Annotated in this window: 11 protein-coding genes; 6 read left to right on the top strand and 5 right to left on the bottom strand. The window is 47.9% G+C overall.

Annotation, left to right across the window (positions count from 1 at the left end; translation table 11 throughout):
- Positions 1-13 precede the first annotated feature (13 nt).
- A complete protein-coding gene (locus AMS66_RS16065) occupies positions 14-1,303 on the bottom strand; it encodes an ammonium transporter (RefSeq protein ID WP_053781761.1) in 1,290 nt (429 codons plus the stop codon).
- 2 nt (positions 1,304-1,305) lie between these two features.
- Complete coding sequence (locus AMS66_RS16060) at positions 1,306-1,719, bottom strand: hypothetical protein (protein WP_053781760.1); 414 nt, start codon at positions 1,717-1,719, stop codon at positions 1,306-1,308.
- A gap of 283 nt (positions 1,720-2,002) precedes the next feature.
- Here AMS66_RS16060 and AMS66_RS16055 point away from each other — a divergent pair, with 283 nt between their 5' ends.
- Complete coding sequence (locus AMS66_RS16055; protein WP_053781759.1) at positions 2,003-2,503, top strand: DinB family protein; 501 nt, start codon at positions 2,003-2,005, stop codon at positions 2,501-2,503.
- Positions 2,504-2,596: 93 nt separating this feature from the next.
- On the opposite strand, the gene AMS66_RS16050 is transcribed toward AMS66_RS16055, so the two are convergent.
- Positions 2,597-3,100: a GNAT family N-acetyltransferase gene (locus tag AMS66_RS16050; RefSeq protein WP_053781758.1), complete on the bottom strand. Its 504-nt coding sequence runs from the start codon at positions 3,098-3,100 to the stop codon at positions 2,597-2,599.
- A 100-nt stretch (positions 3,101-3,200) separates the two neighbouring features.
- Positions 3,201-4,343, bottom strand: a complete 1,143-nt coding sequence (locus tag AMS66_RS16045) for a M23 family metallopeptidase (protein ID WP_053781757.1) — start codon at positions 4,341-4,343, stop codon at positions 3,201-3,203.
- Positions 4,344-4,555: 212 nt separating this feature from the next.
- Here AMS66_RS16045 and AMS66_RS16040 point away from each other — a divergent pair, with 212 nt between their 5' ends.
- The 3 genes from AMS66_RS16040 to thrS all read left to right on the top strand — a co-directional run bounded on the left by AMS66_RS16040 (position 4,556) and on the right by thrS (position 9,535).
- Complete coding sequence (locus tag AMS66_RS16040; protein ID WP_053781756.1) at positions 4,556-5,317, top strand: response regulator transcription factor; 762 nt, start codon at positions 4,556-4,558, stop codon at positions 5,315-5,317.
- Positions 5,314-7,080 carry a sensor histidine kinase gene (locus tag AMS66_RS16035; RefSeq protein WP_053781755.1) on the top strand — a complete coding sequence of 589 codons (1,767 nt, stop codon included), beginning with the start codon at positions 5,314-5,316 and terminating at the stop codon, positions 7,078-7,080. Before AMS66_RS16040 ends, AMS66_RS16035 begins: the two co-directional genes overlap by 4 nt.
- A 478-nt stretch (positions 7,081-7,558) precedes the next feature.
- A complete protein-coding gene (gene thrS, locus AMS66_RS16030) occupies positions 7,559-9,535 on the top strand; it encodes a threonine--tRNA ligase (RefSeq protein WP_236703434.1) in 1,977 nt (658 codons plus the stop codon).
- 122 nt (positions 9,536-9,657) lie between these two features.
- Here thrS and AMS66_RS16025 read toward each other — a convergent pair whose 3' ends face one another.
- The gene (locus tag AMS66_RS16025; RefSeq protein ID WP_053781754.1) at positions 9,658-10,521 is read right to left on the bottom strand and encodes an SDR family oxidoreductase; all 864 of its coding nucleotides are present in this window, start codon (positions 10,519-10,521) and stop codon (positions 9,658-9,660) included.
- 128 nt (positions 10,522-10,649) lie between these two features.
- On the opposite strand from AMS66_RS16025, the gene AMS66_RS16020 reads away from it, so the two are divergent.
- Positions 10,650-11,195, top strand: coding sequence for a hypothetical protein (locus AMS66_RS16020; RefSeq protein ID WP_053781753.1), 546 nt, complete (start codon positions 10,650-10,652; stop codon positions 11,193-11,195).
- Between the two features lie 79 nt (positions 11,196-11,274).
- The gene (locus AMS66_RS16015) at positions 11,275-12,006 is read left to right on the top strand and encodes an MBL fold metallo-hydrolase (RefSeq protein WP_053781752.1); all 732 of its coding nucleotides are present in this window, start codon (positions 11,275-11,277) and stop codon (positions 12,004-12,006) included.
- Positions 12,007-12,060 lie beyond the last annotated feature (54 nt).

Here is a 12,060-nt window from a genome sequence, read left to right as displayed (position 1 = left end):
ATCCATCCCATCCCTAACGATTCCGATTCGGTGGATCATCCTGGAAAGCACGAATATGCTCCTCGCTATCCAGAAATTCATGCGACTGGTGGGCAGCCATTACACCATGATAACTAATATCCAGGCCCAGATCTTCCTCTTCTTCCGTGGAACGGACAGGAACAATCTTACCAATCAGCTTCAGACCGATCCAGGTCATGACAAATCCCCAGACGACCAAAGCCGTGAGGCCGAGCGCCTGAACACCTAGCAGCCTCCAGCCACCTCCCATGAACAAGCCCCCATCGGTTGCAAACAAACCCACGGCAATCGTTCCCCACATCCCGGATACAGCATGAACAGGGAACGCACCCACCGGATCATCAATCTGCCTGCGGTCCAGCCAGTTCGTTGCAGCCATCATAAGCAATCCCGATACCGCCCCGATGAATATCGCAGCCACATCACTGACAAAAGCACAACCCGCAGTGATACCTACCAAACCGGCAAGCGAGCCATTAATGACGGATGGTGCATCCGAGCGATTGAAACGGAACAATGTGTAGAGTAGTGTAACCGCTCCGCCCGAGGCAGCAGACAACATCGTAACGATGGCAATGTGACCGATCCTTACGTCTGTTGCGCTGAGCGTACTTCCTGCGTTGAAGCCAAACCAGCCGAACCATAGCAAAAATGCGCCTACAGACGCTAGTGGCAGATTGCTCCGAAGCGCAATGGCACTCACGCCAAGCGGCGTGTATTTTCCTTTACGCGGCCCAATAATAATCGCTGCGGCCAGTGCGGAGAACCCACCCAACGCGTGAATGACCGCAGAACCGGCAAAATCCTGCATGCCCAGCTTGCTGAGCCAACCGCCGCCCCATGCCCAGTGTCCACCAATTGGATAAATAATTGCCGTCATCAATATGATGTACAGCAGGTAGGCTCGAAAGTTAATCCGCTCAGCCACAGCACCCGATACGATGGAAATGACGGCAATGGTAAACGCGGCCTGGAACAGCCAGAATGTTTCCAGTGATACTGGCACGTCCAGGTGAGACAGGTCTCCATTCAGAAAAAATCCGGTTATACCTACCAAACCTCCTGCATCGGAACCATACATCAAACCAAATCCGATGGCATAGAAAAGCAATGTCCCGATCGTAATGTCGGCGAAAACCTTCATAATAATATTCACGCTATTTTTATAACGTACAAAGCCAGCTTCCAGCAGAGCGAACCCGCCCTCCATCAACAAAATCATGGCTGCACTCAATACGACCCAGACCGTATCGATCCCGGAGCTTAACGTCTCCAAAGTCATGCTTATACATCCTCCGTTTCCCCAAGCTGTCTAATCTCCCGGATCGTTTCGGGCGTAAGCTCGATCTCGTCCCGTTCGATGCTGTCCAGATGCTTGATTCGTTCGGCAATGCGGTCCAATTCTCGTATCCGCCGCCGAATCTGCTCCATTTTGCGAAAACGTTCCTTCACCTGGACCATATATTCCACCGCCTGGTGATGGGATGCGGGGCGCCCTGCGAACCATTTGCGTACTGTCGACAGAGATTGATAAGCGACTTCTTCCGCACGTTTTTTTTGCTTGAATTGTTCAATTTTATGTTTGAGCGTTTCGATCTCATTTTCTTTTTTGACCTTGAGCTGTTGGATAAGGTACAATAATTCGGACGATGATATTTGCAATGCTGTATGGTGATACACCTCGTCAATCACTAACATACCATGTCAGGACTCCTTACATATCAAGTTACTTGTTATCGATTATAGAGTCCCGCGGTACTTAGCGTCAATCCTTTTTTTGGCGATGGTATGATTTGAAATGGGTTGTTTTTTAAAAAAAGCTTCATTCTCACCTACACAACTTCAACTAACAAGTAAAATAAAACATACCTTCGCATTCACCTTTCGTATCCTCTATGATGTATATTAAGCATCCACATTTTAGGCACTGCCCTTACACAAGCTGACATCATAGAACTCATATAAAGGAGAGATTTGCACGATGTTCACTCGTAATGACGACATTCGGAACCAAATCTGGGAAGCGATCTCTGGGCTTAATGAAGAACAATTGAACCTTAAACCGACACCTGACCACTGGAGTACGATGCAAGTTCTCCGTCACCTGAATCTGATGGAAAGCCTAATTGTGAAGCAAGCCCACGCGGCGCTAGAGAAGGAACAGACCGTTTCTGTGGACAAAAAACCATATGAGCTTACATTAGATCGCAGCCACTCTGTCGACGCACCGGCTCATCTCCAGCCTCCTGCGGTACCGGAAACGCTGGCGAATGTACGCTACGATTTGGAAGAATCGCATCAGGCGCTGATGCACGTTGCACAAGATCATGATGCTGAACTGCTGCGAAGCAAATCCTTTCTTCACCCGGTTTTCGGTGAGATGGATCTGGCTCAGTGGGTCGACTTTGCAAGCTATCATGAAGAGCGTCATTTGGCACAGATTCAGGATATTAAACAAAGGCTTGGCGTCTCGCGCATCTAAGTCATGCAATATTTGTTCTATGTAAGCAAAAATAACCTCCAATCCACGCGCTGCGGATCTGGAGGTTTTCATTTGTTTTGAAACATCGTTATATTATATTTTTTTGCCCAAGATCGCCAAATCCCGGTTGATGCCATCCAGCACAGCCACTTCAGGGTAGTATCCCCACTGTTCAAAGCCATGCTTGCGCAATAATCCCAGACTCGGTTCATTATGTCCAAAGACAAAGCCCAGAATCGTCTTGATTCCAAGCGCAGGACAAGCGTCAAAAATCGTGTTCAGCAAGCGTCCGCCAGCCCCAATTCCCCGGCACTGCTGATCCACATACACACTGACCTCCACCGTCCCATTGTACGCAGGGCGTCCATAAAACGAACTCAGGCTGGCCCAGGCCACAACCTGTCCTTTATGCCTCATCACCCAGAGTGGACGATGATCGGATGAATGCTCCTCAAACCACGGAATACGTTGTTCTACGGTCACCGGCTCCAAATCCGCCGTCACCATACGGCTTTCAATCGTGGAATTATAGATCGCCACAATCCTTGGCAAGTCCTCACGACGCGCATACTCAATCTGCACACTATCCTGCTCCATGTCTACTCCTCCATCATCCAGATCGAATCTATCTTATGACGGTATTATAACGGAGGAAGGAAGCTGGCGTCATCCCCCAAACATTCGATCAGCCCCGTAATTACTCAGGCAATCCCTGGATGGTCTTTCCCCGGGTTAACTGCTGGCTCTGATCCGCCCAACGAATGTTAACGGAACGGGAAGTGAACAGATCGGGGCCGTCCGATACCTGGAAGTGCAGGTGAGCTTCGCTGGAGTTCCCCGAGTTGCCCAGCTCTCCAATGAGATCTCCCTGCTTGACTTTATCTCCTTTTTTGACCGATATAGTGCCTTCTTTAATATGTGCGGTAATACTATATTCTCCATGACCATGGTCAATGACCACAAAGTTGCCAGCTGGTTCTTCAGCATTCATGACACCCGGTGTATTATCGGAAATATCGTTCTTAATCTCGACTACCGTGCCATCCGCGGCTGCATGGAGCGGCTCTCCATACGCATAGTAACTCTCATTCAGCTGTGAATCTCCATCATAGCTGAACCCCTTTTTCGCTCGAATGATGTCCAGCGCGTAGCGCTGCGTTTCGTGCTCATAGTGATAGTTCGATAAGACATCGTTACCTCCCCAGAATACATACCATTCACCCTTCATCGGCAATTTGAACTCGGTTTGAGTCAATTTCAGATCTGTATCCTCATGGGTTTCCAAAGGCTGGATGGACAGACTGACAATCTGATTGTCTTCCGTGAAGTAGACTCGAACCCCTTTTGTCCCGGTTTGATCCCTCCACGCATGCTCGGCCAAGTTATTCATTTTGGCATTGACCACTTGATCCCAAGAAGTTACATCCTTCAGAAAATTGTCGGTAGCCTCTTTGAATTGTTCCAGCGTTACTTCTTCCTTAAGTTCCAGACTAAACTGGTTATAGATCACATCCTTCGAACCTTTCATCAATGTATCGATAAAATTGTCTGGTGTAACCATCGCGCCCTCCTCTGGACCTGAATTCTGTGTATTATTCGTGCCATCACCTGTTGAAGACATATTCGATGTCTGTTCCACCGAAGGTTGCTCTGCCTGTTCGGATGTCACCGAGTTACTACAGGCAGACAGGAAGATGCATGCTCCCAGCGCAATGGCAAGCATTCTCCAACTCTTTCTACTCTGTGATTTCGTAAGTACAGTACGTCCGGTTTCCGTATCTATGTTCACATGATTCAGGTGCTGATCCTTTATGTTAGGGTCCCGAGTTGATTTATTCATTTCTCTGCACTCCTTCTCCTGAGCATTTTGCTTTCTGGTTAAGTGTACAGAATGAATCTTATCCTTCGTCTAACTCTTCCTTACATGTAGTTAAACTGTGATCACCTCTGACGCTTTATAATTAAGATTCCGTTAAGATTGACTGTAAGCTAAACCTGCCTTTCAGGTGGTATGATTAGCAATAAACAAAAAGGGAACTACAGGAGGTCAACATGGATCACGTCTCATTGCTGCTTGTTGATGATGAACAAGCGATTCTGCATATGCTCAAAACCGTTCTGCTCAAAGAGCAGTTTATCGATATCGATACCGTCACAACAGGCGAAGCCGCAATCGAAGCCTGTAGTAACAAGACTTATCACTGTATTGTGCTGGATATCATGCTTCCCGGCAAAAGCGGACTGGAAATCTGTCCTTTTCTGCGACAGGTCACCGATGCTCCCATCCTGTTTCTAACTGCCAAAACAACGGATTATGATAAATTAACCGGATTCGCCGTCGGCGGCGACGATTATGTCATCAAACCATTTAATCCTCTCGAAGTGGTGGCTCGAATCAAATCATTACTTAAACGTTATTTGCCTTCTAGAATTGCGACGATCCCGGATCACTCCTCTTATGACGCAAATACGTCACTTCATAACATTCGAACAGGAATGTATGACTTTGGACGATTCCAGGTGCTGGAACAGGCCGGTGAACTTCGGGTTGAAGGACAGGCCGTATCCTGTCCAGCGCTTGTATTTCAACTGTTGCTCTTCTTTTGTAAAAATCCCAATCGAATTTTCACCAAATCGGACTTATATGAACGGGTATGGGGGTCTGAAGCCATCAGTGATGACAACACCGTTATGGTTCATATTCATCGCATTCGGGAACGCATTGAAGCTGATCCTTCTAACCCTGCGTTCCTCGTCAATGTCCGTGGTCTGGGTTATAAGCTGATTCAGCCGGAAAACGTGTCACACACATGAGTATTCGCCGCAGATTGATGACAAGGTTTATCGGGATGCTTGCTGGAGCCGTGGCCGTGATTATCGTATTGGGCGGAGCTGTATCCTTCTGGGTCCTTGACCAGTTGAATGAGGTAATTCTGGTTGAGGACTTTGCCTCAGTCGGCATCGATCAATTAATCAGCACAGCGGAAATTTTGCCAAATGGCACTGTCCGCTATGATCCAGAGTTACTGAAGCGTGTGGATGAGAATGGCGGATGGCTTCAGGTTCTCGATGAAAAAGGGAACGTCATTGATGCTTTCCATACGCCTGCTGATGTCCCTGATCACTACAAACCAGGAGAACTCATTGCGTACTGGGAGGCAAAGAAACCTTTCCCCTATCAGTTATACTTGCTTATTCGTGAGAAAAACGGAACGTACTTCACCCTGCTTTACGGAGAACGCAGTCAGGCTGAAGGCTTACTGGAACAAGCCCGTGAGAATAGTCGATACGCTAACGGTAAGCTTGTACTACAGTCGGAACAGAAGGAAGCGATTCGTTCTGCAAACGCCTATATTCAAGTATTGGATGAAGAAGGACAGAACTTTGCCTCCTTTAACAAACCCGCCATGGGTTCACAAAGCACCTATAGCACACAGGATATTATTCTGCGTACACGATATCCCAATCGATACGGGATGACTACAGCTACAAGCTATGATGATCAGAACCAGTCTACCTGGATGCTCAGCGTGCCATTTGCCAGCAGCAGTTCTGCTGTTGTGGATGAGAATCCCTATGGTTTTATTTTTGGACCTGCGCTGGTTGCGCTCCTTCTATCCATCATTACCCTGCTGGTCCTGCTCGCTCTCTGGTATGCCAACCGTTTTGGTTATCCCATGATGCACATGCTCCAATGGCTTCAGCGTCTCGAACAAGGGCATTATGAGGAACCGACAGGCGCCCGTGGCAAGCCTCGCAGCCAAAATGGCAAAGGGAAATGGAGCCGGAAATATCAGGTATACGCCGAAGTGCTTCGCTCCATTCAGACGTTGTCCACTACACTCAAACGTGATGAAGAGCTTCGAAAACAGACCGAGTCTCTGCGTGAGGAATGGATCGCCGGAATAACGCATGACCTCAAAACGCCTCTGTCCTCCATTCAGGGATACGCCCATATGCTTGAAGCAGAGAAATACAACTGGTCCTCGGAAGAAGTAAGAGAATTCGCGGGCATTATGCTGGAGAAGTCCATGTATATGGACCGGCTTGTAAACGATCTTGCCATGACTTACCGCTTGCGCAGTGGTGGATACCAGCCACCTGTGGGGGAAACTGACGTGAATACGTTGCTGCATGATCTTGTCCAGCGCGCTGAACGTAATCCTGCATATGGTGAGGATCGCATCAAATTTGTGCCATCTGAAGTCCCGGTTTACGGTCAGGTGCATATTCCATCATTTGAGCGCATTGTGGATAATCTGAGCGCCAACGCCCTTTTGCATAATCCAGCGGATTCGACCTTGACCGTTAGTGTACACCCGGGTGAGCAGGCAGGCGAATTCAGTGTTCATTTTGCCGATGATGGACAAGGAATGGACTCGGAAACGGTCTGGAAGCTGTTCGAACGATACTATCGCGGCACCGATACAGGCACATCGGATGTCGGATCAGGTCTTGGTATGGCTGTCACCAAAGGGCTCATTGAAGCGATGAAGGGCCGCATCGAAGTACAATCGACTTCTGGGGAAGGAACCGTCATTCGGTTAATATGGGATGGAAAATCAGAACATGGGTAAAAAAACATTGGCTTGACCTTTTCATTTTCAATCGATATAATCTACACTCAATAACACCTGTTCCAATATATTGATATAGACTTCAACGATATTAAGATCAATTTAAGTGATATCGATTATGCATATTTGGCGATGACCAGAGACAAGATTTCGTTTGCGTGCTGCCCAGAGAGAGAAGGGATTGGTGAAACCTTCTTCAGCGAACGGACCGGAATTACCCCTCTGCAGCCGTGACCTCGAACCTCAGCTTTTCGGATTTACTGAATGAATTCCGGGCAAAGCTGTCAGTAGAGTTCACCGCCTGATCCCCGATAACGGATTCCAATGAGGGTTATGATGTTTCCTGCTTGCGGCGGCTGGCTGATTGCAGGAGCATTCATAACCAAATTAGGGTGGAACCACGAGCTGAGCGCACTCGTCCCTTTTCCGGGACGGGTGTTTTTTGCGCTTCAAATTTGAATATTGGAGAGTGGTTCACATGAGTAATCCGAATAAAAACAGCCAATCCAGCAATCAATCAAATGATCAACAACAACCTCAACATCCGATTGAAATTCGCTTGCAGGGCGGAGCTGTACGTTCTTACGAAGCAGGTATCACTGTAGGAGATGTCGCCTCATCCATCAGCTCAAGTCTGGGCAAACAAGCTATTGGCGGAATCGTAAATGGTAAAAATGTCGACCTCGATTGGGTGCTTGAGCAAGATTGCGAACTCGTCATCGTTACACTGGACAGTGCGGAAGGTCTGTATCGTTACCGACACAGCACAGCTCATGTGCTCGCACAGGCTCTCAAACGCATTTACGGTGCGGAACAAGTGAAGCTGGGCATCGGGCCTGTCATTGAGGATGGATTTTATTACGATGTCGATCTGGAGCATGCTCTATCTATCAGTGATTTGGCTGCCATTGAGCGGGAAATGAACAAAATCATAAAAGAAAATGAAAAGATTAGCCGCCGGGTAGTTAGCCGTGAGGAAGCACTCCGCATCTTTGGAGAGATTCAGGACCCGTATAAGCTTGAGCTCATTCAGGATTTGCCAGAGGACGCCGAGCTTTCGATTTATGATCAAGGAGAGTTTTTCGATCTGTGTCGCGGCCCTCATCTTCCGTCCACTGGTCGGATCAAGGCATTCAAGCTGCTGAATGTGGCTGGTGCGTACTGGCGCGGCAACTCGGATAATAAAATGCTGCAACGCATCTACGGCACTGCTTTCCCGAGCAAAGCCCAATTGGATGAACATTTGCACATGCTGGAAGAAGCGAAGAAACGGGATCACCGCAAACTGGGCAAAGAGCTTGAACTGTTCATGTTCTCCGAAGAGGCACCCGGCATGCCGTTCTATCTGCCCAAAGGCATGACTGTCCGCACAGAACTGGAGCAATTCTCCCGCGAATTGCAGTTACAGGAAGGCTATCAGGAAGTGCGTACTCCGCTCATGATGAACAACCGTCTGTGGGAGCAATCCGGTCACTGGGACCACTATAAGGACAACATGTATTTCTCGGAAGTGGACGATGCTACTTTTGCACTGAAACCAATGAACTGTCCGGGACATATGTTGATTTTCAAAAATACACTTCATTCCTATCGCGAGCTGCCGATTCGTATGATGGAATTCGGTCAGGTTCATCGCCATGAATTCTCAGGTGCTCTGAATGGCATGATGCGGGTACGGACTTTCTGTCAGGATGATGCCCATCTCTATGTCATGCCAGAACAGATCGAGGAAGAGATCAATCAGGCGATTTCATTGATCGGACGCATGTACGACATCTTTGGATTTGAGTACAACATTGAGTTGTCCACTCGCCCGGACGATTCCATGGGATCGGAAGAGCTGTGGGATCAAGCAGAAAGAGCATTGCAAAATGTACTTGATCGGCGCGGTGTGAAATACCGCATTAACGAGGGTGACGGAGCCTTTTACGGTCCGAAAATTGACTTCCACATTCTCGATGCCCTGAAGCGCAGCTGGCAGTGCGGAACAATTCAGCTCGATTTTCAAATGCCCGAGAAGTTTGATCTCACTTATATTGGCGAGGATAGTCTGAAACACCGCCCTGTCGTGATCCACCGTGCGATCTATGGTTCCATCGATCGCTTCATCGGCATCCTGACTGAACATTATGCAGGTGCGTTTCCACTCTGGCTCGCGCCCGTGCAAGTGAAGCTGCTGCCAGTGTCGGATCATTACGCAGACTATGCTCTTCAAGTTCAGAGCCAGCTGCGGGCTGCCGGCATTCGGGTAGAAACAGACTTGCGCAGTGAGAAGCTCGGCTACAAAATCCGTGAAGCTCAGATGGAAAAAGTGCCTTACTCGCTCGTACTCGGGGAAAATGAGAAAAATGCCTCATCCGCCTCTGTCCGTGCGTACGGTCAAGGCGATCAAGGCATTCAGCGCATTGAAGCATTTATTGAGATGATTCAGCAGGCTGTAAAGGCCAAAGCCTGAGCGCCGCAAATAGGAATTGGTTGAAACATAACGTTAGAGGCAGACCGTTAATATGGATAACGGTCTGCCTCTAATTCTGTCTCCACAAAGAAGCCGCCTCTTCTGCTTCGAATAGTCAGCAATTACAATTTTTCTTCAGGTCTGAGTACGACTTGCTCTTCGCTCCAGGTCCAGAAACGCTCAGCAGTTGCGGTATCCAGCGCATGGACTTTCAATTCCTGGTCCTTTTGTTGATAGAAGTAACGTCCGGTTACCCCGGCAACTTCAGGACTTGTGGCGAGATAAATCGCCGTCTGCGCCCCATCTTCAGGAGAGAGGAAAAACGGTAACTTGCCTACCAAAGCCATAATGCGTGTGCCAAAACCGGTATTACGATCTACGCCAATACTTGTACCGACCGCACCGGGATGAAGACAGTTCACCGTGATGCGGGTATCCGCCAATTTGCGGGCCAGAACTCGGGTGAACAATACGTTAGCCAGCTTGGATTGCGCATAACTTTTGATTGGATTATAGCCTTTATTCAGATGGGGATCTTCGAAATGGATTTTCCCGGCTTTGTAGGCACCAGACGAAACATTCACAATTCGCCCTTGCTCCGCAGCCTTCAACGGCTCAATCAGGAGTAAGGTAAGTAGAAAATGTCCAAGATGGTTAATACCGATGCCTTGCTCGAAACCGTCCGAGGTCTCCTGGCGCTTCAACATAACGACACCCGCATTATTAACAAGAACGTCAAGTGTGTCGTAACGCTCCCGGAATGATTGGGCAAAATGACGGATGCTTTCCAGTGACCCCAGGTCACACAGCATCAGTTCAATCGCAGTAGAGCCGGACTGACGCAGTGCCTCCTCTAGAGCCTGCTGGCCGCGCTTCTCGCTGCGGCACGCCATAATCACGCGATACCCTTGCCTTGCAAGTTCAATGGTGGTTGCCAGACCCATGCCTGAATTGGCTCCAGTTACAATCGCTATCTTTGTGGACATCAGGTATTTCCCTTCTGAACCGAAGTTCTTCATATTTTGGGTCAATCGTCTTCTAGTTTCTAAAGCACTGATGACGTCAATATGAGATAATCGAAAGATCACATATTGGTCTTATAGGGAGGATACGTATGCTAACCAAAGAAGACTTCAAGAAACAGAAAAAAGAAGCGAAACATGAGATTGCACTAATCGAACAGGAATTTCAAAATCTTCAGCAAAAGATAGACTCACCACTGCACGAAAAGGATAAACTATGGGACGATGAAGAGGTTAAACAGCTTACCCGAAAACGGAAAGAACGCAAATATAGTTCTTGGACAATTGAATTATGCACGATTATTGAAGAACTGCTGAATCAACTATACCAGCTTACGCATCAAAAAAGATTTAATTCGATCCAGCTGATGAAAACTCCCGCATATCGTTCATTATCCAATATCGAGATCCTTCAAGCTGAATTAAAAAATCAACGCCTTTCCCTGAAATCGGGAATGGAGAACGTTGAAGAGGAAATCACCAAAGTGTTTCAACTCCGAAATAAACTTATTCACTCCAACTTTTCTTATGCTTCCATCCTCAGAGAGAATCACGATGCGAAACAAGAGTTTGAATCCATCCTGGATACGGTGAAGCAATATAGAAAATACTTGAAATATAATCAGCCAGAGAATTGACCAATTCATGATAAATGATTAAATACACAATGACTCTATTCTATAAAGGAGGTGCTCCGGATTCGATCCGGAAACCAATATGAAAAATCCATCCACGGATATAACAGCTCTACATCTTCACATTGTCACACCTGCGGGGAAAAACCCGATCTACCCTGTCATGTTGCGCGATGAAGATGGCATTACGCTTGTGGATACAGGCATGATTGGCCAATTCGCCGAACTTCTGTCCGTACTGGAACATGAAAACGTTCAGCTGTCCGATATCAAGCGGATTATTTTAACACATTCCGATATAGATCATATTGGTAACCTTGGTGCCCTCGTGAATGCTGTTCCGGATGTGGAAATCTGGGCGCACAGCGATGAAATTCCGTATATCACGGGCAAACAGCCCATGATAAAGTTCACACCAGAACGCAAGGCGATGCTGCCTGCCCCCATAGCGGAGCTGGCGGAACAATTGATCTCACAACGAACTGAGCTCAAAATATCGAAAGTGCTTGAGGACGGTGACATGCTGCCTCTACAAGGAGGCATCCAGGTCATTCATACACCAGGGCACACCCCAGGACATATCTGCCTGTACTTCCGGGAGCAACAGTTCCTGCTCGCTGCCGATGAATTGCGTGTGGTTGATGATGAATTGGTGGGTCCTTCTCCACCCGCAACACCGGACATGCCTGAAGCAATGCGCAGTTTGAAAAGGCTGCTTGGCCTGAAGCTGGAGAAAGTGCTTTGTTACCATGGTGGAGAGTACACCACTGAACCCAGTCGACGCATTGCCGAACTTGCGGAAAGCGCGGACTAATCGGAACCTGCAACCTAAGGCTATGTTTACGCCAATAATGAAGCGAAGGGGCTG

The sequence above is a fragment of the Paenibacillus xylanivorans genome, from assembly GCF_001280595.1.
GTDB classification, from domain to species: Bacteria; Bacillota; Bacilli; order Paenibacillales; family Paenibacillaceae; genus Paenibacillus; species Paenibacillus xylanivorans.
The sequence above is the reverse complement of the archived record's forward strand: the minus strand, read 5'-3'. Positions and strand labels throughout refer to the sequence as shown.